The following is a 21,329-nucleotide window of genomic DNA, read 5'->3' as shown; positions in this document are numbered from 1 at the left end:
CCGCTGCCTCTACTGCTTCGGCTGCTCGAGCTCGGAAGACCGGCGGGGGCCGAGGTCGTCCAGAGTCCACCCGTCGGGGTACTCACTGTTGACCCCGCCCATCTCGAAGAACGGCTTCTCCGGCGGTCCACTTCGACGCCGCCGCCAGGCCCGGACCTGCAGAAGAACCGCAACCGTGGTCCGGGCCAGCCAGTTCGGGGTGCCGAAACCCAGTGCCGATCGGGCCGGCTCGTCGATCAGCACGGGAGCCAGCGAGAGCACCGGGCGCCGCAGCCGTTTCGGAATCTGGGAACCGACCACGTCCATGGCCAGCCTGAGCAGTTCCTGGCCGGCGTCGGTACGGCGCAGCATCCGGGCCTCGTAGGCGCTGAACCACGCATCGAAGCTCTGCGGGTCGAGCGGGACATCGGTGATCCCCATCCGGCTGCCGAGCTCCACGTGCCAGTCGATCACCGTCTGCTTCTCGGCCTCGGTGATCGCCCGCCAGCCCGCCCGCTCGATCATCCGGACGCTCATCACCGCGAAAGTGCCCAGCACCCAGATGTAGTCGTCGTTGGTGATCCGCCAGCGCCGGTGCATCTGATGAAGCCGCGACACCGCATGCCGCCCGGTCGGCGACTCCAGCCCGGCGTCGATCAGGGCGTACATCATCAGCCCGGTGTCGTACGCCCGGCGCCGCGGCTCGGCCTGCATCTGCCCGGTGTGCTTCAGCAGACCGGCGATCCGCGGGGAGGCGAAGGTACGGAAGTAGCTCAGCCGGTGCGCCAGCCGGGTCTCGAACACGAACGTGGACATGGCCAGCTCGCGATACTCCCGATCGAGCCGCCGGACTCGTTCTGCATCGCTCCCCATTGGCGCAACATAGCCCAAACCGTCGGGTAACGCCGGAAAGCCCGGATCGTGGACGGCTGTTCAGCCCTTTCCTCGGCTGCTCGGAAGCCGTCGTTCTCCTTGGCCTGCGACGGCCCGATGACAATCCTTCACACCCCATCACTCTGAGCGTTGTCCTGATAGCCGAACGCATTGCGCCCCCGGTGCCCTCCCTTCAATGAGTACATCGCGTACATCCGGTACCAGGTGTACACATTTGCTTAGGGATGCTCGCGCCGTCGTATGGCTGCGGCACACTGACACCCATGGCGCAGGCGACCCTCACCACCTCACGTCTCCTTCTGGCCCCGCTCGCGCCGGAGCACCTGAACCACGAAATCGAACTCGACTCCGACCCACAGGTGATGCGCTTCCTGTTCAACGGTCATCCCCGCCCCCGAGCCGACATCGTCGAATCCCATCACCGCCGACTGGCTGTACCCAAGGAACATCCAGGTCTGGGCTACTGGGCCGGCCACCTGGACGGCGCCTTCGTCGGCTGGTGGCTTCTGCAGCCGATCCTTGACGAGAGCGAGGCAGGTCCGAAGGCCCGCCCGCACGAGGCCGAGATCGGCTACCGACTGCTTCCCCGCTTCTGGCGCCAGGGCCTGGCCGGCGAAGGATCGATCGCCCTGTTGCGGCACGCCTTCGCAGACCTCGCGCTGCACCGGGTGATGGGCCAGACCATGGCCGTGAACGAAGCCTCACGAGCCACCCTCTCCCGGATCGGCCTGGTCTACGTGCGCACCTTCCACGAGAAGTGGGACGAGCCGATCCCCGGCGCCGAACACGGCGAAGTGGAGTACGCGATCACCGCCGAGAAGTGGCTGGCCCGGTAACCCGGCCAGGGCGGGTCCTCAACCGACCCCGATCGCATTCCGGCCAGGCCGACGACCGGGCCGCTCCGACAACCGAGCTACTCCAGGGCCCGGGCGATCACGTACGCCTGGGCTTCCTTCTCCCAGCTCACCGCAGCCACCACCGTGCTGCTGAACACGGCGAAGCCGGCCTCGGTCAGCCAGGGCAGGAAATCGTCCACCGTGCGGCGGTACAGGTTCAGTGACAGCTCGTGCCCGTAGGCCGAGTCGATGTGGCGTATCTGCTCGCCGTTCTGGAAGGCGAGCATCAGGTACCCGCCCGGCCTGATCACCCGGCGGAACTCGGCCAGAGCCACCGGCACCAGGTGATCGGGCAGGTGGATCAGCGAGTACCAGCCGAGTGCCCCGGCCAGTGAATGCGTTTCGAGCTGCAGGTCGGTCATGGTTCCGACCTCGAAGCGCAGATGCGGGTGCTCGCGGCGGGCTACCTCGATCATGCCCGGCGACAGGTCGACGCCGAACACGTCCAGCCCCAGGCCGGCAAGATGGGGCGTGATCCGGCCCGGGCCGCAACCGATGTCGCCCACCGGACCGAACTCCCCCGCCAGCACCAGATCGGCGAACAGGTGCAGCATCGCCCGGTCTGCGGGTTTGCCGGCCAGGTTGTCGCGCAGCAGATCGGCGTAGTCGGCCGCCACCAGGTCGTAGGTGGCGCGCACCGCGGCCAGGTCCGGGTCGATATTGGTTGCCGTCACGGAAGATTCCCCCTCAGATCCTCGATCTGCGCACAACCTTAGCCGCGGGGTCCGACATAAACCCATTGCCCCTGGTCACGCCGGAAAAACGAGTCCTCGTGCTGGGCTTCGCGGCGGCCGTCGTAGCGGTACCAGGCCTGGAACTCGACCGTTCCCTCGGTGTCGAAGGGCCCTCCCCCGGTTCGCTCCAGCACCACCAGTCGCTGCCAGTCGACGTCCTCGTCCAGATCCAGCTTCTCCGGCCGGTTCTCGGGCGCCCAGGTGCGCAGCAGGTAGGCCGTATCCGCGAGCACAAAGGCCGAGTACCGGCTGCGCATCAGGGCTTCGGCGGTCGGGGCGGGCTCTCCGCCGTGGAAACGCCCACAGCACGCCGGGTACGGGTCTCCCCAACCGCACGGGCAACGATCACTGACTTTGGTGCTCACAAACGTCCCTCATTCGGTTTTCGGCTCGGCGGGAACAACGAACGGCATGTACCCCGGCTCAAGGTCGCCAACGCTCAGGCCCGAGAACAGCAAGTGTATTTCGTGGCTGTTGCCCTCCAGCGTGACCTCGTAGAACGGCACGCCCAGGCGGGAGGACCAGCGCTTGGTCTCGCGTGAGGTCTCCAGTCGCCCGGCGCCGGGGTAGAGCGCCTGGCGGCGCACACCCCAGGCATACACGTCATTGCTGCCTGGGACGCCCTGATGGATCAGTTTCTCCTCCAGCGAGCGCGCCCAGACCTCGGGCCCCACGGTTGAAGTCACCGTGACCTTGGGGCAGTTCCGGAACAGATAGCGCCGGTAGTTCTGGCCGGCCGCCGGATCGGCGCTGCCCTGCACCACGACCTCGTAGTCACGCATGTAGTCGGTGTACCCGTGGTACACCAGCGCCTGGTCGAAGAGGTCGTCCAGAGCCTGCTCGATCTCGTCCGCATCCACGCTCGACATCCCATCATGCGGCCGGGCCGCGCTGCTCGCTCCCGCACTTCCTGAGGACCGGCGGATGCCGGGCCGACCGCGGCAGGCGACCACCTCGTCCGTTGGTTCAAACCCTTGAAACTAACACCGGTGTCAGGATTTAACCTGACGCTCATGGCCACGATCCTGAACCGCTCTCCCCACTCCGACCTGCATGAACGCGAACACGACACACTGTTCCGGCGCGCTCGGGTAGCCGGGATCCCGCTGCGGAATCGCTGGGTGATGGCGCCGATGACCAGGGAGCGGGCCATTGCCGGAGTGCCCTCGCCCGAAGCCGTCGATTACTACGCGCGCCGGGCTCGAGGCGGCATCGGGCTGATCATCACCGAAGGGATTCCGGTCGACGAGCCAACCGCTCATCATGACTCGTCGGTGCCGCGGCTTTCCACTGCAGCCCTGCCGAAATGGCGTGGGATCGTGGACGAGGTGCACGCGGCGGGGGCGCGCATCGCGCCTCAGTTGTGGCATCTGGGTGGCGAGTACGCGGGCGCGGACGGGTCGACTCCCTCCGGAATTGCGCCCGACGGACGTCCGAACGGGCGCGCGATGACGCCGTCCGACATCGAGCGGGTGGTCTCTGCTTTCGCCGACGCAGCGCGGGCAGCTCGAGCAGCCGGATTCGACGCGGTTGAACTGCACGGCGCACACGGCTACCTCATCCATGAGTTCCTCTGGCCGGCCACCAATCGCCGCACCGACGATTACGGTGGTGTCGCAACTGCGCGGGCCCGCCTGGCGGCCGAGATCGTGCGGGCGGTGCGGGATGCGGTGGGGCCGGCCTTCCCGATCATCTTCCGCTTCTCGCAATTCGCCGAGCGCGACTACCGAGCCCGGATCGCTTTCGGTCCGCGGGAACTCGATGCGATGCTCGGGCAGATTGAGGACGCGGGTGCGAACGTCCTGCACGCCTCGCAGCGAAGGTTCTGGGAACCTGCGTTCGCGCACGAGCATCCCGCCCGGAACCTGGCGGGCTGGGCGCGTTCGCTGACCGGACTGCCCAGTATCACCGTCGGCGGCGTGGGCCTGACCCATCGATCGTTGCTGGAGGGACCGGGTTCGCTGGATGCACTGGCGCAGCGCGTTGCGGCCGAGGAGTTCGACCTCGTTGCGGTGGGACGACCTTTGCTCCGCACGGCCGACTGGGTGCACAGAGCGGGAGCCGGAACGCTGGAGGCCGGGCACGACTACGTCAAGACGGATGAGCTCATCTACCCCTGAGCTGCCTCGACAGCCGGCGCTGCGGTGCCGCCGGGATGCTCATGGGTGTGCTGCTCGGCCAATTCTCATCGGCCTGGTGCTCGCTGTCCTGGCGGGCTTGGGCCTGCTGTTCGTCGGCCGAAAGCGGCGGGGCCGCCTGGATGATCGCGCTCAGCGCCTCGATCATCGCCGTCCGCTCGGCCACCTCCGCCCTGAGCCGGGCCAGCTCCTGCACCAGCCGGGCGGTCAGGCTCGAGGTCTGCGACGCCGGATCGGTCATGCAGGGCAGCACATCGGCGATCGCCTTGGTGCCCAATCCGACCGCCAGCAACTGCCGGATCACCCGCACCCGCTCGATGTCCAGCGCGCAGAAAGCCCGCTGGCCACCGCTGGTGCGAAGCGCGGACACCAGGCCCAACGACTCGTAGTACCGGATCGAACGCACACTCGCGCCCGTCACGTTCGCCAGCTCACCGATCTTCATCCGCCCGCCCCGCCCGCGCCCAGATCTGCTCCTGCAACTGTACGGGCCGCGACGCCCGGCCAAGACTGTCGGTGGTCGCTGCTTCACTGATCCGCATGACGAACTTCGGCTTCATCCTTCCCGGTGGCACGCCGCAGCAGCAGATCGAGCAGGCCGTTCGGGCCGAGCAGGCGGGCTGGGACGGCATCTTCGTCTTCGAGACCGCGTACGGTGTCGATGCCTGGAGTCTGCTCAGCGCCATGGCCATTTCTACCTCCCGGATCCGCCTGGGCACCATGCTCACGCCGCTGCCCTGGCGCCGGCCCTGGAAGCTGGCGGCCCAGGCAGCCACCCTCGCCACGATCTCGGAGGGCCGGGCGATCCTGGGCCTGGGCCTCGGCGCGATCGACCCGGTCCTGCCCAGCGGCAGTGGCGACGTGACCGACCGCAAGCAGCGCGCCGCCATGCTCGACGAGGGCATCGACCTGCTGCGCGAACTCTGGCGAGGCGGGACCTCGTTCAACGGCGAGCAGTACACCTACAACGGTGGTGTGGGTGGTGAGGTCATCACCGGTGGCCTGGGTCCGATGCAGATCCCGATCTGGACGGTCGGCGCCTGGCCCCGGCCCAAGTCCATGCGCCGCATCTTGCGCTGTGACGGGATCATCCCGGAGTACCACCTGCCCGAAGGCCGGCCGGCCACACCGGCCGATCAGCGCGAGCTGATCGCCTGGTTGGCCGACCACGGCCGCACCGATCTGGACGTGCTGCACGAGGGCGAAACCCCGGTCGACAAAGCAGCTGCGCTGGAGGCCGTGCAACCCTGGGTCGAGGCCGGCGCAACCTGGTGGCTGGAGTCGCGCTGGGGTGGTGACCAGCATGGCGCGGAGAAGATGCGTGAGATCAACACCAGGCTGGAGGCCGGCCCGCCGCGCGCCTGATCACAAGTTCTGAGCGCGGCCTCGGCCTCCCTTCCCGGGCGGACCCACACCGTTCACCGCAGTCGCTCAGCCTCGCATCAACCCACCGGGCTCCGCACGCGGGCCGAACTCCCCCGCAAGGACCGGGCCCCACGCAAGGCCGAGCCCCCTACGAGGGCTGGGCTCCCCATGAAGGTCGGATTCCTCACGAAGGCTGGGCTTCACACGAGGGCCAGACTCCCCACGAGGGCCGGACTTCCTACGCGGGCCGGACTTCACACGAGGGCTGGGCTCTCGACGAAGGCCGGACTTCCCACGAAGGACGACTTGTCTGCACCTTGCTCGGCCGCTCTCTCAGCACCGCTGTAGCCGCGGACAGTTCAGTGAAACGCTCACCAACCATCGCTTTCTTTTTGACCTTTCAACGCTCGGATCTTCACGCCACGCCGCGCGCCCCGTTCAGACCTTGATCGTTCACCGAATCGTTATGAACCAAAGGGCAACCCCCGGCGTGAGATACACCAGCGACAGCGCTCTTTGGCGGGGCCTTAGGTAAGCCTGAAGATCATTACCGGCCAAATCGTCCTAGAACCGACTCCGGACCTGCACTCGACACTGATCACCCCAGCCGTCCGATGATCTTCCCAAGCGGACATATAGCAACGTCTTGAGCTTAAGAAAATACTGAACGGCCGTCCGATTGCCGGTATAGCACCGTTGCGGGGCCCTAAAAGACGATTAACAACTTTCATCACGTGCGCCACCTGAGCACCAAGAGTTGCGATATGCACCTGTCCAAATCACAGCGAAAAATCAGACACGTCACAGGAGGCATGTAATTTCTCGACTCCCCTCAATCTCCGACCGAAGGGACTCCCCTCGTGCGTAAGACATTTGCCTGCCTGGGCGCAGCCACGCTCCTGGCAGTTGTGCCCGCCACATCGGCTTTCGCCACGGCGGCACCTACTGCTCCCAGCGCGTCGGCCGAGGCCAATGTCTCTGTGAAAACGCTGACCGATGTGCAGTTCTACGACATCGTCGCGGCCGGTACGAAGGCCGGATTCTTCACCGTCGCGCAGCAGCAGCTCCTGCAGACCCGGCCCGATCTGTGCGCCAAGACGTCCGGGCTCACCCGCGTCGAGGTGAAAACGGCGGCCAGCCTGGTCTTCGGGCACGTGAGCAACGTCCACGCGGGACTTGACGCCGGGGCTGAGGCCGGCGCTGCGGTCGGCGGCGGAGCGGGTGCCGCTGCAGGTGCCAAGGCTTCAGTTAAGGCCGACGCCCGGGCTGGGGCCAAGGCCGGAGCCCACGTTCGTGGTGGGGCGGGGGCCAAAGCTGTTGGCGGCGCTGAGGTCAGGGGCGGCGCCGGTGCTGGTGGCAGGGCTGGGGCGGCGGCTGGTCTGGGGGTTCGCGCCGGAGTCAGGGCTGGCGCGGACGCCCGGGTCGGCGGCGGTGCCGGTGCAGGTGGCGGGGTCGGCGTCGATGGCGGAGTGGGTATTGGTGTCGGTGGCGGGGTCGGCATCGGTGCCAAGGTCGGCGTCGGTGGTGGGGCCGGTGCGGGCGTTGAAGCCAAGACTGGGGGCGGGGTTGGCGTCGGGGTCGGCACCGGTGCTGGGGTCGACGTAGGGGTTGGGGCCAAGACAGGCGGCGGTGCTGGGGTTGACGCCAGAGTCGGAGCCAAGGTCGGCGGCGGCGCCGAAGGCGGAATCGGGGCTGGCGCAGGGGTCCACGTCGGTGGTGGAGCTGGGGTCAAGGGCGGTGGCGCTGTCGGCACCCGGGTTGGTGTCGACAGCCGAACTGGTGTCTCGATCGACGCCCGGATTGGTGCAGACGCTGGGGGCAAGGCCGGTGCGGGCGTCGACGTGACGTCTGGTCTGGGTGCCAAGGCAGGCGCGACTCTGGACGCCAGGGGTCAGGGCAAGGCTGGCGCCGGGGTCGACGCTCGGGTCGGTCTCGGTGCAGGTGCCGGCCTCGGAACCAGCGCGGGTGTCGGGGCGAACGTAGGCGCCGGAGTGGACGCCGGTGTTGGTCTCGGCGCGGGTGCCGGTCTGGGTACTGAGGTGGGTGTCGGGGTCAAGGGCGGCGCAAAGGTCGGGACCGGACTCGACGCTCGTCTGGGTCTCGGGGGTAAGGCCGGAGCCGGTGTGGCTGGTGGCCTTGGTCTCGGTGCCAACGGTGGCGCGCTGGCCGATGCCGGTCTGGGCGCAGGGCTCAGCTTCACCAGCGACGGAAAGATCGACCTCGGAGCAATTCTCCGCAGCGGCAACCTGATCGGTGTGAACCTCGACGTCGCGGGCATCCGGACCATCTGGTTCGGCGGCAGCGCCGGCGCAGGGGTTGACGGCGGTCACGGTGGCTCAGGTCACGGGGACGGCAGCGGTCACGGTTCGGGCGAAGGCTCGGGCTCCGGCTCCGGCTCCGGCTCCGGCTCCGGCTCCGGCTCCGGCTCCGGCTCCGGAGAAGGATCTGGTCACGGCGGCGGTTCTGGTGGTGGCTCGGGCTCCGGTGGTGGTTCCGGTCACGGCAGCGGTTCCGGTGGTGGCTCGGGCTCCGGTGGTGGTTCCGGTCACGGCAGCGGTTCCGGTGGGGGCTCGGGCTCGAGCGGTGGTTCCGGTAATGGCAGTGGCGAGGGTTCCGGGCACGGATCGGGTGAGGGTTCTGGTCACGGGTCCGGCAGCGGCTCGGGCTCGGGCTCGGGCTCGGGCTCGGGCTCGGGCTCGGGCTCGGGCTCGGGCTCGGGTGAGGGTTCCGGCGGCGGTTCGGGCTCGGGTGAGGGTTCCGGCGGCGGTTCGGGTTCCGGTGAAGGTTCCGGCGGCGGTTCGGGTTCCGGTGGGGGTTCAGGTTCCGGTGAAGGTTCTGGTCATGGATCAGGTAGCGGGTCTGGTGAAGGCCACGGCTCCGGTAAGGGTTCTGGCGAAGGTTCCGGTAAGGGCTCCGGTCACGGGTCGGGCGGTGGCGAAGGCTCCGGTGGTGGTTCGGGCTCCGGTTCCGGTGGCGGCGATGGTTCTGGCAGCGGATCGGGCTCGGGTAGCGGCAGTGGCTCTGGTGAGGGCTCCGGTCACGGCAGCGGTTCCGGCAGTGGATCAGGCTCAGGTAACGGCAGCGGCTCAGGTGAGGGCTCCGGTCACGGCAGCGGTTCCGGCAGCGGCGAAGGCTCCGGCAGCGGATCGGGCTCTGGTGAGGGCAGCGGTTCCGGCCATGGATCGGGCGAAGGTTCCGGTAGCGGCTCGGGCGAAGGCTCCGGTCACGGCAATGGTTCTGGCAGCGGCTCTGGTTCCGGCAGCGGTTCCAGCGAAGGTTCCGGGCACGGCAGCGTTGGCGGCGGGGTGAGCGGCGGCGGCAAGGTCGGTGCTGGCCTCGGTGCTGGTCTCGGCGTGGACGCCGGGCTCGGACTCGGGCTGAACGGCGGTGGCAAGGTCGGTGTCGGTGTGGGTAGCGGCGGGGGTCTTGGCGTTGGTGTCGGTCTCGGCGCTGGGGCTGGTCTCGGTATCGAGGCGGGTGGCAGCGTCGGCGGCAGTGTTGGTGGCAGCGTCGGTGGCGGGGCGAACGCCGGTGTCGGCGTCAAGACTGGCGGTGGCGCTGGTCTTGGTGTGAAGGCCGGCGGCGGTGCGAGCGCTGGTGTCGGTGCGGGGCTTGGCGTCAATGCCGGTGTCGATGCCGAAGCGGGTGTGGACGCCGAAGCCGGTCTCGGAGCAAAGGCCGGAGCAGGCGTCAGTGCCGGTGCGGACGCGGCGGTGCAGACCGGGGCCGCCACCAACGTCGGGTTCGGCCTGCAGGCTGGTTTCGGCCTCGGCTGATCTCCTCGGCCTGCGCTGAGCCTCAGCCTGGCCGGGTCAGCAGCCCGGCATGGTCAGCAGCCCGACCTGATCAGCGGCCCGACCTGAGCTTCGGCCTGGCCGGGTCAGCAGCCCGACCTGATCAGCAGCCTGGCCTGATCAGCAGCCTGGCCGGGTTCACCGACCGACCTCGGCGAACCCGGCCAGGCCCAAGACCCGAACGGCCCGCCCCGAAGAGATTCAGGGCGGGCCGTTCTCATTGCTTCAGAGCAGGAAGATCGCGGGCCCGGCCACCACCAGCAAACCGGCCAGCTCCCCCATCCCGATCAGCACGGGCCGCCAGTCCGGCCGGTGCCACCACCAGGCCCGCACCGCCAGCAGCCCGAACGGCACCGCCAGCCAGAGCGACTGCCCGGCCAGCCAGCTCGTCACCGCCATCACCGGCACGCAAGCAACCGCGAAAGCCTGCGACACATAGGTGAACACCGGATTGGCACGCTCCCGGATCAGCGACTTCACGTGCAGAGTGCTCCCCACCAGAGTCAGGGCGCAGGCTGTCATGGCGGTGAGGACGACAGCCATCTGTTCCGGCGGAAAGCCACCGCCGACCACCCCGGCCACGATCGGCACCAGCAGCGCACATTCCACGATCAGCACCAGGTCGTTGAACATCGAGCGCTCGCGGCGGGCCTTGGCCTGCTGCACGTTGACCAGGAACAACAGCAGATACACGGCCAGCAGCCAGCCCAGCCACGGATGCGTGATCAGCACCGGTACTCCCGCGACCACGCAGATCGGCAGCCAAATCACCGCGGCCCGGCGGAAGCGTTCGGGCCGGCGAGCGGTCAGCAGGCCGGTCAGGGCCCAACTGGTCGGATAGGCGGCGACCCAGGCGATGGCCAGCGGGATCAGCCAGAACGACCAGCCCGCGGCCGCGATCCCCAGCACCAGGGGCAGTGCGAGGAAGCCCCAGGCACCATGCTGCGGTGGCACAACGGGCGGCTTCCTACCGCGGGGTGGGCGGTCACGGACCGGGGTCGTGCTCTTCACGCCCTCACCCTGAGCATCGGCCGCCCGGATCTGCAAGGGTCGTCCGGCCCGCAGTTACCTTCACAGAGCAAGAGCGAGGAAACAGATGACGTTGCACGGCCCGTTCGTGGGTGCCAGCGCGGTAGTGGTGCGTCACGGCGCAGTGCTGCTCGGCCGTCGGCTCGGTGCGCATGGTCAGGGCAGCTGGGCTTTTCCCGGCGGCAAGGTGTCGGCGGGTGAGGACCCGGCCGCGAGCGTTGCCCGGGAACTGCTGGAAGAGACCGGCCTGCGAGCCGGGAAGGTCAGCCCGATCGCCTGGACCAGCGATCTCTTTCCGGACGACGGCCTGCACTACATCACGCTGCACCACCTGGTCGAGGCGGAGGGCGAGCCCGAGGTGATGGAGCCGGACAAGGCCGCCGAGTGGGTCTGGTGGTCCGACCTCGAGCGGCTTCCGCAACCGATGTTCGGTCCGGCCGCCGCTCTCTGGGCCACCGGCTGGCGCCCCTGAACACCAAGCATCAGCAAGCTGACCAGGGCGAACAAACCGATCAGCACAGCCTCACCGGTTGCCCCGAGCCGAGCCGACATACTCAGGCGCATGCCCGCACCGAGCACACCCGATGTCCCCAGCACCCCGCCGACGCGAGAGACGGACGCCGGCGCCCACAACGTCCTCAAGCACGAAGATCTGTTCTTTGGCACGTACACCGAGCGTCTGCCGCACGTCGACGGCCAGGCCCCAGGCATCATGCGGGCCAGTTACACCGGGCGCGGGCAGCTGGGCGAGACCACGCTGGCCACGGTGCTGCGTAATCCTTCCTGGGTAACGGCTTTCCGGGGTGTGCTCTACGCCGGCTCGGAGACCCACGCCGAGGAGGGGCAGGGCACGGTCAGCGCGTACCGGATCAATACCGAGCAGCACACCCTGACCCTGCTGGGGATGCGGCCTTCCGGTGGCGCGGACCCGGCGCATCTCGCGATCTCTCCGGACGGCCGGCATCTGGTGGTGGCCAACTACTCAGGTGGTTCGGTGGCGTTGTTCGGCCTGCAGGAAGAGACCGGGCGGATCGGCGATCAGCTCGATCTCGTCCAGCACGAAGGGACGGGACCGAATCAGGAGCGACAGACGTCCCCGCATCCGCACATGGTCGCCTTCGCTCCGGACCGCGCCGAGCTCTTCGTGCCTGACCTGGGGATCGACGCGGTGCTGAGCTACCGGATCGAGGACGAGCGCCTGGTACCGGCCGGCCGGATCGACTGCCCGGCCGGTTCCGGACCCCGTCACGTAGCGTTCCACCCGTCCGGCGATCTGCTCTTCGTTCTGGGCGAGCTGAACAACCAAATGGGGACGTATCGGCGCACCGATGCGGGTTTCGTCCCGGTGGGTTCGATCGGGCTACTGCCCGAGAGCAACCCCGAAGGCAACCTCGCGACCGACATCGGACCGGACGCCGGCGAAGACCGCACCGCCAGTACTGCCGCAGCCGTACGCGTCCATTCGTCCGGCTCCCTGGTGTTCGCCAGCAATCGCGGTCACGACAGCATCAGCGTGTTCCGGCATGGCCCTGGCAATGCACTCAGTTTGATCGCCTCGGTACCGGTGCGGGGGCGCTCCCCCCGCGACATCGCCCTGGCCCCCGACGAGCAGTACCTCCTGTCGGCAAATCAGGACAGCGGGTCGGTGACCGTGTTCAGCGTGGATGCGCAGGCCGAAGGGCCAGGGGTGCTCTCCTACGTGGGTAAGCACCGGGTTCCCACGCCGGTGTGCCTCGCCTGGGTCTGAAACACCTCCGGAGTGCCCGTCCGCCCGGCCGGTTGCCCATGAGTGCGGCGATCGGGCCGGGCGCTGGTCGGGCTCTGGGCACACACCCCGGTATCGGCTACCTTCTGAGAGCGAACGCTCACCCGACGCATCCTCGGTGCATCGCCCAACACACTTGTCTGCGTCTGACTGCAGAGTGCATGTATCTGAGCGGATTCTTGCGTCTCCTACCACTGGGACCCCGCCGGACGGCATCATCGCGTCTACGTTCTCGGGCGGGGGACACCCGGCAGCGACGGAGGAGTCTCGATGCAGACCGGCAACAGCACGGGGATGAGCCTGGCAACCGACATCCGGCGGCCGAGGGTACTCACGCAGCACGGCAAACAGAGCCCCGACCAGTATCCGAACCAGAGCAACCAGAACGGCCAGCACCGGGCCGGGAGTTCTACCCCGGCCCCGGGTGCGCACGCGCAGCAGGTCGGCCCGCAGGGGGGCACCCGGTCCACCCGGGTCTTCGTCTTCGGCTGCGACCGGCTCTCGCAGGCCGGAATGATCGCCTACCTACGTGACTGCCCCGGCATCGAACTGGTGCCGGAGGCAGGCATGGCCACCGCGGACGTCATGGTGGTGGCGGCCGAGACGATGGACGAGCCCAGTCTGCTGGCCCTGCGCGCAGTGGAACAGTCCGGCACCCAGCGCACCCTGCTGGTGGTGGGCGAGATCGACGCTGACGAGATGGCCGAGGCGTTCGAGGCCGGCGTCATCGGCATCCTGCGCCGCTCGGCGATCACCACCCGTTCCCTGACCCGCGCCATCTCCTCGGCCCAGGCCGGCGAGAGTGTCCTGCCCACCGAGCTGCTCACCCGGCTGGTACGCCAGGTGCGCACGTCCGACTCGAAGGTGTCCAGCCTGACCGAGAGCACCGGCACCACGCCCACCTCCATGGTGGAGGTGCCACCGGCCCAGCCCCACAGCGACCGCGAGATCGCGGTGCTGCGGATGCTCGGCGAAGGCTGCGACACCCGGGAGATCGCCCGGCGTCTGGCCTATTCCGAGCGGACCGTGAAAACCGTGATCCAGGACCTGTCTCAGCGCCTGGGCCTGCGCAATCGCTCGCACGCGGTGGCCTATGCGGTGCGCAACGGCCTGATCTGAGCGGTTTCGAGGGGGTCGCTCATGGTTCTCTCATCCGCTCCCGGTAGGTTGGCAGGCCGTTAGCAGGCCACCGATCAGGGAGCGAAACCGTGCCGTTGTCACCGCTCAGCGCCGGTGACCCGGCGCAGATCGGCGGTTTCCGTCTGGTCGCCCGGCTGGGCGCAGGCGGTATGGGGGTCGTGTACGTCGGCACCGACCAGGCCGGACGGCCTGCGGCGGTGAAGTCGATCAAGGCCGAGCACGCCGCTGATCCGCAGTTCCGCGCGCGCTTTCGACGTGAGGTCGCCGCGGCCCGGGCGGTGGCCGGCTCGTGCACCGCACGGGTGCTGGACGCCGACCCCGAGGCGGCCCAGCCCTGGCTGGCCACCGAGTACGTGGGCGGCGCCAGCCTGTACGACGTGGTCAACGCCGACGGCCCGTTCGGCGATCACCTGCTGCACCCTCTGGCCACCGGACTGGCCGAGGCACTGTGCGCGATTCACGACGCCGGGGTGGTGCACCGCGACCTGAAGCCGGCCAACGTGCTGCTGGCCTCGGACGGTCCCAAGGTGATCGACTTCGGGATCGCCGCGCTCGAGGCGGCGACCGTGTCCACCCGAACCGGAGTCGGTCTGGGCAGCCCCGGTTACATGGCGCCGGAACAGATCACCGGAGCCAGCGCGGTCGGCCCGGCCGTGGACGTGTACGCCTGGGGCCTGACCGTACTGTTCGCCGCCACCGGAGAGCCGCCGTTCGGCCGGGCTCCGGCGCAGGCCTTGTTCTATCGCGCGGTGCACGCCGAGATAGACCTTTCCGGCTTGCCGGCCTGGATCGAGCCCCTGGTGCGCGCGGCGGTGGACCGTGAGCCGCAGAACCGGCCCACCGCCCATGATCTGCTGAACGAGCTGACCCGTAACTCCTTCCCGGCCACGGCGATCGTGCCCGCTGTTCCGGTCGACGCCACGCAGCGCATCCTGGAGCACGAGTGGCAGCAGCCGAGCGCCGCACGCTCGCCGCAGTTGCCCGCCAACCCGATCTTCACCCCTGGTATGCCGCACGCTCCGGTGACCAAGGACGTCTCAAATTCGCGTAGGCCCTATGCTCTTGGCGCGGTCGGGCTGCTGGCACTGGCCGGAGTGCTGGCCGGGGCGTTCTTCCTGTTGCCCGACGGCGGTTCCGCGAACAACACAGCTCCCACCGACGTCACTGCAACCGGCGGCGCCGAGCAGACCAATGGGCCGGCCACCGAACCAACTGCTGAACCGACCGCTGAACCGACCACCGAGCCCAGCACGACCACTACGTCCGAGGCACCGATCCAGACCCCGGCCGGAAACGACGACTACCCGTTCTTCGCCTGGGATCTCGGGACGACCGAGAACAGCACGTCGTTCCTGGAATTCACCCGCAACTTCAACGGCCAGATCGTACGGATCGCCTCCACCACGGCCAGTACCGAGCAGACGAACCGCTACTTCGTGCCCCGGCCGGGCGACGACAGCGACTACGACGATCCGCATTTCAGCCTGTTCACCTGCCCGGATCTACCGGCCGGCGAGGAACCCGGTTTCCCGCCGGACTCCCCCTGCGAAGCCACCACCTACCTGCTCGACCTGGACGGGGACGAGCCCGGCGACGCCCAGTTCGTAGGCACCGGAAGCAATTTCGTCCTGGAGGGCTACTTCGAGGTGGAGTACGAGGACGAGGAAGACGGCGTGACCGAGGTCAAGCTGATCGGGCTGAACGAGGACGAGGACCTAGACGACGGAAACTAGGGCGGGCAGCGGGAGCAGCGAGTCCGGACCCAACTCGTCCACCCCACCGCGCCCGAGCAACGTGAGTACCGTCCGGATCTCGTCGTAGAGCAGCGAGTGCACCCGCTCCACCCCGGCCTGGCCTCCGGCGACCAGCCCGTACGCGGCCAGCCGGCCGATCACCACCACGTCCGCGCCCAGGGCCAGGGCCTTGACCACGTCGGCCCCGCGCCGCACCCCGCTGTCGAACAGGATCGGCAACCGCTGCCCGATCTCCGCCTTCACCTCGATCAGTGCGTCCAGCGCCGCGGGCACCCCGTCCAGCTGACGACCGCCGTGGTTGGACACGTAGATCGCACCGGCCCCGGCCGCTTCGGCGGCCCGGGCGTCGTCGGCCGTCATGATGCCCTTGGCGATCCAGGGCAGGTCGGTCTCGGCCATCAGCTCGCTCAGCCGTTGCCAGGACCAGACCGTGGCGCAGCGCTCGAAAAGCTGCCCGAACACCTCGATCAGCTTGGTCTCGCCGCTGTCCGGGTAGTTGCCGTTGACGAAACCCGCATCCAGGTCGAAGGCGTTGCGCAGCACCCGTTCCCGCCAGCCGCCGGTCGGGCAGTCGACGGTCAGGCAGATCGCCTCGTAGCCGGCCTGCTCGATCCGGCGCAGCATGTGCCGGAAGTTCGCCTCCGGCCCCATCGGGTGCAGCTGGGCGATCCGGGCGGCCTTGGGCGCGGCCTCGGCCACCGCCTCGAGCGCATGCGTACCGGCCTCGGGCACGATGCCGGCGATCCCGGCGCTGAGATTGGCCCGGGCGACGGCTTTCTGGCCGTCCGGGTGGAACAGCCCGTCGGCGCCGAATGGTGAGGTCAGCACCGGCATGGCCAGATCGATGCCGAGCAGGCTGGTGGAGATGTCCGGGGTCGCCCGGCCGCTCATCACCCGCTGGCGAAAACCCCAGCGGGAGAAGGCAGAACGGTTGGCGGCCAGGGTGATCTCGTCCCCGGCCCCACCCTCGAGGAAGTCGGCGACCTCCGGGGCCAGCCGGGACAGCGCGGTCAGCCGGATCTGCGAGAGCGTGGCGAGTTCGGGCGTGGAAACCGATTTGAACGCAACCATCAGGCATCCCTCATCGGAGTTGAGAAGATGTTTTCAACTCTAGGTCTGATTTCCGGACAAGTAACCCCGTAGGTGAGAAATTTTTCTCGTCTTCGGCGTAGCTGAGGAGTGACAAGATGACAGCGATGGCGGAAGAGAATCTGCGCGCCGACACGCTGCGCACCCGGAACAAGCTGCTGGACGCGGCGGGTGAGCTGCTGCGCGAGCGCGGCCTCGCGTTCACCCTGCCCGACCTGGCCCGGCACTCCGGGGTCTCCACCGCCACCACGTACCGGCACTTCGAGGACGTCCACGCGGTCTACGACGGCTTCTACCGGCGTACTCAGACCGCGCTGCTCGCCCGGCTGCGCACGGCCGGGGACGCCGATCCGCTGCGCTCGTTCGACATCATGTGCCACGAGTGGGTGCTCAGCGCGGCCAGCTGGGGCCGGGCCGCCACCCACATCCGCAGTGCCCGCGGCTACCTGGAGCGCATCCGCGACGGCGACGACCCGTTGCTCACCGAGCTGGACACCACGCTGACCGAGGTGGTGCGCCGGCTGGTCGAGAACCGCGAGCTGCCCGACGTCGATCTGCGGTACTCGGTGCTGATCTGGATCACCACGTTCGACGAGCGGGTGATCGTGGACCTGACCGAGGCCCTGCACTGGGCGCCGGGCAAGATCGCCCGGACGTTGGGACGCTCGGTGCTGGCGGCCTGGGTGGCCTCGCCGGGCGGGATCCCGGCCCTGGCCGAGCTGAGCGCCGCAGACCATCGAACGGGCAGATCCGGTCACACCGCGTGAGAGAGCGAACACACAACCGGACGATGAAAAACTCTGCGCATGAACGCATCTGAGCATTTGGGAAAACTTGGCCGCTCAGGCGGGGGAATTTACCCAGTCCTGCGTTAAGTACTCCTTACCCATGTGATGATGCACCCAGGAGGGCTGCATCGTTACAGGAGGGTCACCATCAGTACCGCCAGCGAACATGCGCTGACTGCGGCCAGATCACGACCGGCACTGGTAGTCGCCGGAGTGGTCGGGCCGACCGTGCACCCCCAGGGCCGCTCCGCCGGCCGTCGTTGTGTGACCGTCCAGATGGGCGGCTGCAACCTCTCCTGCTCCTGGTGTGACTCGGCCTTCACCTGGGACACCTCCCGCTACGACCTCTCCCGGGAGGTCGGCTACTGGCGGATCGAGGAGATCGCCGAGACCGCGCGCTCGGCCAACACCCCGCTGATCGTGATCAGCGGCGGCGAACCGCTGCAGCAGCAGAACTCCCCGGCCTGGCCGCAGTTCCTGGAGCTGCTGGGCGGTTACGAGATCGGGTTGGAGACCAACGGCACCTTCCCGCCGACCGAGACCACGTTGCACCGGGTCAGCTGGGTGACCGTCTCACCGAAGCTGGCGCACTCCGGCGACCCGGCCTGGACCCGGATCAACCGTGAGGTGCTGATCGCCTGGGGCAAGTGCGCCGAGCACTTCGACGTCGACTTCTCCTTCGCGGTGCGTGACCCCAGTGACGTGGAGTCGGCCCTGCAGATCGCCAAGCTGCACGAGCTGCCGTTCGACCGGATCTGGATCGTGCCCGAGGCGACCACGGCTGCGTTGTCGGCCGGCCGGCTGGCCGCGGTCGCCGAGGCCACCCTGCAGTCGGGGTTCAACCTCTCGGCCCGGCTCAGCGCGCTCACCAACCGGCAGAACTGATCTTCGGGGCACGCACAGGACGGCTACTCCAACCCCATTAAGGTTGCGTACTGTGACCCCCGAGCACGTGAACCCTGAGTCGAGCATCAGCTATCTCCACACCCGCGAGTGGCACCTGAACGTCAGTGTGGAGGGCGGCCGTGGCGTGGCCGCGCTCAAGGTCGAGGAGAACGAGTACTGGAGTGCGGCCGACGGCCGGGTCCGGGTGCTGGAACGGCGGCCGGACTCCCCGGCCGCCGACCACTCCAACACCGGCAAGGTGGAATGGGCGCCCGGACTGCCCACCGATCCGGCCGAGCTGCGCGAGTACCTGCTGAAGGACGCCCCCTCGGCGCAGCACAACGTGCCTCCCACCCTGGTCCTGATCGCCTCGGCCCAGCGGCTGCACAACCAGGCCGTTCCGGCGGCGCTGGCCGAGGCCTTCTTCCAGGTGCTCACCGCCCAGCCCGATCTCGCCGACCTCGGCGAGGTGCCCGACCGGGCCGGCCGGACCGGGCAGGCCTACGGCTTCGAGTTCTCGTTCGGGCCCAAGCGCCGGCTCACCCTGATCTTCGACCCGGCCACGCATGCCCTGCTGGCCACCGAGGAACTGATGCTGGAGCCCGGCCGGATGCGGGTCGAGGTGCCGGCCGTGGCCAGCTACGTGCTCTACCTGGAGCAGGGCTGGGTGCCGAACATGAGCGACCGGCCCCTGGTGCGCGAGGTCTGAAAGCGCTGCTGCGCGAGTACTGGAGCCGCAGCGGGTAGCGTGCAGGTCGTGTCCGAATCGTCAGTAGCGCCCGGAGCAAGACTCCTGGCCGTCAGCGACCTGCACATCGGCTACCGGGAGAACCGGGAGATCACCCAGACCCTGCAGCCCGAGACCGACGGGGACTGGCTGATCGTGGCCGGCGACGTCGCCGAGAAGGTCGAGGACGTCGAGTGGACGCTGCGGCTCCTGGCCGGGCGGTTCGCCAAGGTGATCTGGGTGCCGGGTAACCACGAACTGTGGACGCATCCCAGCGACCCGGTCACGCTGCGCGGAGTTGCGCGGTACGAACGTCTGGTCGAGGTGTGCCGGGGCCTGGGTGTGCTCACCCCGGAGGACGAGTTCGCGGTCTGGACCGGCGAGGGTGGCCCGCTGACCATCGCCCCGATGTTCCTGCTGTACGACTACTCGTTCCTGGCCCCGGGCACGACCACGAAGGAGGCCTCGCTGAAGCGGGCCTACGACACCGGCGTGGTCTGCTCGGACGAGCGTTTCCTGGAGCCCGACCCGTACCCGAGCCGGGAGGCCTGGTGCCAGGCCCGGATCGAGTACACCCGCGGCCGGCTGGAGGCGCTGGCTCCGGACGTGCGCACGGTGCTGATCAATCACTGGCCGGTGGAGCGGCACCCGAACGACATCCTGCGCTACCCACAGTTCGCGCAGTGGTGCGGCACCACCCTCAGCGCCGACTGGCACCGGCGCTACCGCGCCGACGTGGTGGTCTACGGGCACCTGCACATCCCCCGGCGGACCTGGCTGGACGGGGTGCGCTTCGAGGAGGTGTCGGTGGGCTACCCGCGGGAATGGCGGATGTGGGGGCACCGGACCTGGCTGCGCCAGGTGCTGCCGTTGCCCGAGGGTGTGCAGGCTCCTGAGAGCGGTACCGACACCTCGTTCCACCGGCTGTGGCCCAAGCCGGAAGACAGCCAGGTGTGAGGGTTTGGCCCCGGCGGCGGTGGCGCGCGGTGCTCGTCGCACCCTGACATACGGCGACCTCCGCAGCGCACCACCGCCGGGTACTGAGTCAGACTTCTGTGCGCAGCATTCGGTTCCCGAGATCGCCAGAAAAGTTTGTGCTCAGGCGAAAGTCACCCTGGCCTCACCCGCCGACCGGGCCGGGGCGAGGAGCTGGGCCTCCTGCTCGAGGAGCTGCGGCTGTTCGATCCGGCCGCTCACGCTGATCTCGAGCACCCGGCCCTTGCCCAGCTTGGCCCGCCAGGTGCCGGCCACATCACCGTTCACCAGCACCACCCCCGGATTGCTGATCACCCGGTAGACCTGTTTGTGCTGAGCCGGGTCCGGAACCATCAGCTCGCGATCGCGCACCGTCAGCCAGGGGTCCCCGCCGGGCAGCAACCGCACCAGCTCGGGCCGGCCCGCCGCGAGCAGCTCGTCCAGGGCCTCTTCCGGTATCCAGGCCTTGCCCACCGGCGTCTCGACCTCGACCAGGCCGGGCGGCAGGTACTGCTTCACCGCCGTCGCCGTCATCCCGGTGTGCGCGGCCAGGGCTGCCATCGAGGCCGGGCCGTTGACCTTCAGGTAGCGCAGCAGCATCTCGGCCAGTCCGCTACCGGCCTGCGGAATCTGCTTGGGCCGCAGGCTCGCGGGCAACGGCCTGAGGAACGTGGACCGGCCCTCGGTGAGCACCTCCACTCCGGCCGCCGCCCCGATCAGCTGGAACAGGCCCCCGCTGATGTGCCGCGCCCGGCACGGCTCGCAGTCGTAGTTCAGGTCGTCCGGCACGGCCTCGCTGACCCGGCGGCTGACTTCGCCCTTGGGCAGCTTCTCGGTCACGATCTCGCGCATCGCCGTAGCTGCCTCGACGTACGCCGCCAACCCCCGTCTCGCGCCGTCCTTGATCCGGGGATTGGCGATGCGCCGGGTGGCATCCGCGTCGTCCACCGGCCAGGTCGCCGTGGCCAGCGCCTTCAGGTCAGCCTCGAGGTGCAGGTGCGGCGCGCCCCGCCAGGTCCAGACGATGCGCGTCTTCGGCGGCCGCTGGCTCACCCCGCGCACCGCGAGCGCAGCCGCCACCGTGCCGGCGGGTGTGTCCTGCACCCCGATCCCCAGCAGCCCTTCCAGCCGACCCGCGCTCTCCCCTGTGCCGCCCGAGCGATCCAGCCCCTGCGCCCGGGCCCGATACCCGAGCACGTTTTCCCGGGACACCTTCACCCTGCTCACTTCGCCTCCCCCTGTCGCCCGGCCTCCCGCCGGCTGAGCCCCTGCCCCCTCCCTGGCGCAGCCCGTCACCACCTCGCGCAAAGCCACTGATCGGGAAGACAAAACCACCGTATGACGTGTTTTGTCTTCCCAATGCCGTTGCCCCGTCCG

The 21,329-nt window shown here is 68.8% G+C and carries 20 protein-coding genes and 2 pseudogenes; 11 read left to right on the top strand and 11 right to left on the bottom strand.

Translation table 11 applies throughout. The features are described from left to right. Nucleotides 1-9: 9 nt before the first annotated feature. Nucleotides 10-852: an oxygenase MpaB family protein gene (locus LR394_RS34355; RefSeq protein WP_231448810.1), complete on the bottom strand. Its 843-nt coding sequence runs from the start codon at nt 850-852 to the stop codon at nt 10-12. 284 nt (nt 853-1,136) lie between these two features. Here LR394_RS34355 and LR394_RS34350 point away from each other — a divergent pair, with 284 nt between their 5' ends. Continuing rightward, entirely contained in the window at nt 1,137-1,709 is a 573-nt protein-coding gene (locus tag LR394_RS34350; protein WP_231448809.1) for a GNAT family N-acetyltransferase, read from the top strand. A 77-nt stretch (nt 1,710-1,786) separates the two neighbouring features. On the opposite strand, the gene LR394_RS34345 is transcribed toward LR394_RS34350, so the two are convergent. Genes LR394_RS34345 through LR394_RS34335 form a run of 3 tightly spaced genes read right to left on the bottom strand, consistent with a single transcriptional unit; the run spans nt 1,787 to nt 3,372 of the window. Further along, nucleotides 1,787-2,443, bottom strand: coding sequence for a class I SAM-dependent DNA methyltransferase (locus tag LR394_RS34345; protein ID WP_231448808.1), 657 nt, complete (start codon nt 2,441-2,443; stop codon nt 1,787-1,789). 38 nt (nt 2,444-2,481) lie between these two features. After that, complete coding sequence (locus tag LR394_RS34340; protein WP_231448807.1) at nt 2,482-2,868, bottom strand: YchJ family protein; 387 nt, start codon at nt 2,866-2,868, stop codon at nt 2,482-2,484. Nucleotides 2,869-2,877: 9 nt separating this feature from the next. Further along, the gene (locus tag LR394_RS34335; RefSeq protein ID WP_231448806.1) at nt 2,878-3,372 is read right to left on the bottom strand and encodes a YxiG-like protein; all 495 of its coding nucleotides are present in this window, start codon (nt 3,370-3,372) and stop codon (nt 2,878-2,880) included. Nucleotides 3,373-3,516: 144 nt separating this feature from the next. Between LR394_RS34335 and LR394_RS34330 the strand changes: the two genes are divergently transcribed. Then, the gene (locus LR394_RS34330; protein ID WP_231448805.1) at nt 3,517-4,623 is read left to right on the top strand and encodes an oxidoreductase; all 1,107 of its coding nucleotides are present in this window, start codon (nt 3,517-3,519) and stop codon (nt 4,621-4,623) included. Here the strand turns inward: LR394_RS34330 and LR394_RS34325 are convergent. Beyond that, entirely contained in the window at nt 4,610-5,086 is a 477-nt protein-coding gene (locus LR394_RS34325; RefSeq protein WP_231448804.1) for a MerR family transcriptional regulator, read from the bottom strand. The genes LR394_RS34330 and LR394_RS34325 overlap by 14 nt on opposite strands. Nucleotides 5,087-5,181: 95 nt before the next feature. Here LR394_RS34325 and LR394_RS34320 point away from each other — a divergent pair, with 95 nt between their 5' ends. Then, nucleotides 5,182-6,006 carry an LLM class flavin-dependent oxidoreductase gene (locus LR394_RS34320; RefSeq protein WP_231448803.1) on the top strand — a complete coding sequence of 275 codons (825 nt, stop codon included), beginning with the start codon at nt 5,182-5,184 and terminating at the stop codon, nt 6,004-6,006. A 1,244-nt stretch (nt 6,007-7,250) separates the two neighbouring features. On the opposite strand, the gene LR394_RS34315 is transcribed toward LR394_RS34320, so the two are convergent. From LR394_RS34315 to LR394_RS34305, 4 genes and pseudogenes are all read right to left on the bottom strand, one after another. Continuing rightward, nucleotides 7,251-8,336, bottom strand: coding sequence for a hypothetical protein (locus LR394_RS34315; RefSeq protein WP_231448802.1), 1,086 nt, complete (start codon nt 8,334-8,336; stop codon nt 7,251-7,253). A gap of 35 nt (nt 8,337-8,371) precedes the next feature. Further along, nucleotides 8,372-8,551 (bottom strand): annotated as a pseudogene (locus LR394_RS44000) (hypothetical protein); the annotation flags it as partial. Nucleotides 8,552-8,662: 111 nt separating this feature from the next. After that, nucleotides 8,663-8,842: pseudogene (locus LR394_RS43815) on the bottom strand (hypothetical protein); the annotation flags it as partial. Between the two features lie 1,183 nt (nt 8,843-10,025). Next, nucleotides 10,026-10,754, bottom strand: coding sequence for a YwiC-like family protein (locus LR394_RS34305; RefSeq protein ID WP_231448800.1), 729 nt, complete (start codon nt 10,752-10,754; stop codon nt 10,026-10,028). 142 nt (nt 10,755-10,896) lie between these two features. Between LR394_RS34305 and LR394_RS34300 the strand changes: the two genes are divergently transcribed. The 4 genes from LR394_RS34300 to LR394_RS34285 all read left to right on the top strand — a co-directional run bounded on the left by LR394_RS34300 (nt 10,897) and on the right by LR394_RS34285 (nt 15,467). Further along, nucleotides 10,897-11,301 carry a nucleotide triphosphate diphosphatase NUDT15 gene (locus tag LR394_RS34300; protein ID WP_231448799.1) on the top strand — a complete coding sequence of 135 codons (405 nt, stop codon included), beginning with the start codon at nt 10,897-10,899 and terminating at the stop codon, nt 11,299-11,301. Between the two features lie 90 nt (nt 11,302-11,391). Beyond that, entirely contained in the window at nt 11,392-12,576 is a 1,185-nt protein-coding gene (locus LR394_RS34295; RefSeq protein WP_231448798.1) for a lactonase family protein, read from the top strand. Nucleotides 12,577-12,864: 288 nt separating this feature from the next. Next, the gene (locus LR394_RS34290) at nt 12,865-13,713 is read left to right on the top strand and encodes a response regulator transcription factor (RefSeq protein ID WP_231448797.1); all 849 of its coding nucleotides are present in this window, start codon (nt 12,865-12,867) and stop codon (nt 13,711-13,713) included. 89 nt (nt 13,714-13,802) lie between these two features. After that, nucleotides 13,803-15,467: a serine/threonine protein kinase gene (locus tag LR394_RS34285; protein WP_231448796.1), complete on the top strand. Its 1,665-nt coding sequence runs from the start codon at nt 13,803-13,805 to the stop codon at nt 15,465-15,467. Here LR394_RS34285 and LR394_RS34280 read toward each other — a convergent pair. Continuing rightward, nucleotides 15,450-16,559, bottom strand: a complete 1,110-nt coding sequence (locus LR394_RS34280; protein WP_231448795.1) for an alpha-hydroxy acid oxidase — start codon at nt 16,557-16,559, stop codon at nt 15,450-15,452. The genes LR394_RS34285 and LR394_RS34280 overlap by 18 nt on opposite strands. A 116-nt stretch (nt 16,560-16,675) precedes the next feature. On the opposite strand from LR394_RS34280, the gene LR394_RS34275 reads away from it, so the two are divergent. The 4 genes from LR394_RS34275 to LR394_RS34260 all read left to right on the top strand — a co-directional run bounded on the left by LR394_RS34275 (nt 16,676) and on the right by LR394_RS34260 (nt 19,934). Beyond that, nucleotides 16,676-17,344: a TetR/AcrR family transcriptional regulator gene (locus LR394_RS34275; RefSeq protein WP_231448794.1), complete on the top strand. Its 669-nt coding sequence runs from the start codon at nt 16,676-16,678 to the stop codon at nt 17,342-17,344. A 285-nt stretch (nt 17,345-17,629) separates the two neighbouring features. Further along, entirely contained in the window at nt 17,630-18,250 is a 621-nt protein-coding gene (locus LR394_RS34270) for a 7-carboxy-7-deazaguanine synthase QueE (protein ID WP_231448793.1), read from the top strand. A gap of 52 nt (nt 18,251-18,302) precedes the next feature. Continuing rightward, on the top strand, nt 18,303-18,959 hold the full coding sequence (locus LR394_RS34265) for a hypothetical protein (protein WP_231448792.1): 657 nt from the start codon (nt 18,303-18,305) through the stop codon (nt 18,957-18,959). Nucleotides 18,960-19,007: 48 nt separating this feature from the next. Beyond that, nucleotides 19,008-19,934 carry a metallophosphoesterase family protein gene (locus tag LR394_RS34260; RefSeq protein WP_231448791.1) on the top strand — a complete coding sequence of 309 codons (927 nt, stop codon included), beginning with the start codon at nt 19,008-19,010 and terminating at the stop codon, nt 19,932-19,934. 141 nt (nt 19,935-20,075) lie between these two features. Here LR394_RS34260 and LR394_RS34255 read toward each other — a convergent pair whose 3' ends face one another. Beyond that, nucleotides 20,076-21,179 carry a DNA glycosylase AlkZ-like family protein gene (locus tag LR394_RS34255; RefSeq protein WP_231448790.1) on the bottom strand — a complete coding sequence of 368 codons (1,104 nt, stop codon included), beginning with the start codon at nt 21,177-21,179 and terminating at the stop codon, nt 20,076-20,078. Nucleotides 21,180-21,329: the final 150 nt, after the last annotated feature.

This window comes from Kineosporia babensis (genome assembly GCF_021129305.1).
GTDB classification, from domain to species: Bacteria; Actinomycetota; Actinomycetes; order Actinomycetales; family Kineosporiaceae; genus Kineosporia; species Kineosporia babensis.
The sequence above is the reverse complement of the archived record's forward strand: the minus strand, read 5'-3'. Positions and strand labels throughout refer to the sequence as shown.

Excerpts from the sequence above, each read along its gene's own strand:
- LR394_RS34295 (WP_231448798.1), top strand. The coding sequence starts at position 11,392 with ATGCCCGCACCGAGCACACCCGATGTCCCCAGCACCCCGCCGACGCGA.
- LR394_RS34355 (WP_231448810.1), bottom strand. The coding sequence starts at position 852 with ATGGGGAGCGATGCAGAACGAGTCCGGCGGCTCGATCGGGAGTATCGC.
- LR394_RS34335 (WP_231448806.1), bottom strand. The coding sequence starts at position 3,372 with ATGTCGAGCGTGGATGCGGACGAGATCGAGCAGGCTCTGGACGACCTC.
- LR394_RS34330 (WP_231448805.1), top strand. The coding sequence starts at position 3,517 with ATGGCCACGATCCTGAACCGCTCTCCCCACTCCGACCTGCATGAACGC.
- LR394_RS34280 (WP_231448795.1), bottom strand. The coding sequence starts at position 16,559 with ATGGTTGCGTTCAAATCGGTTTCCACGCCCGAACTCGCCACGCTCTCG.
- LR394_RS34350 (WP_231448809.1), top strand. The coding sequence starts at position 1,137 with ATGGCGCAGGCGACCCTCACCACCTCACGTCTCCTTCTGGCCCCGCTC.
- LR394_RS34275 (WP_231448794.1), top strand. The coding sequence starts at position 16,676 with ATGACAGCGATGGCGGAAGAGAATCTGCGCGCCGACACGCTGCGCACC.
- LR394_RS34290 (WP_231448797.1), top strand. The coding sequence starts at position 12,865 with ATGCAGACCGGCAACAGCACGGGGATGAGCCTGGCAACCGACATCCGG.
- LR394_RS34320 (WP_231448803.1), top strand. The coding sequence starts at position 5,182 with ATGACGAACTTCGGCTTCATCCTTCCCGGTGGCACGCCGCAGCAGCAG.
- LR394_RS34325 (WP_231448804.1), bottom strand. The coding sequence starts at position 5,086 with ATGAAGATCGGTGAGCTGGCGAACGTGACGGGCGCGAGTGTGCGTTCG.
- LR394_RS34300 (WP_231448799.1), top strand. The coding sequence starts at position 10,897 with ATGACGTTGCACGGCCCGTTCGTGGGTGCCAGCGCGGTAGTGGTGCGT.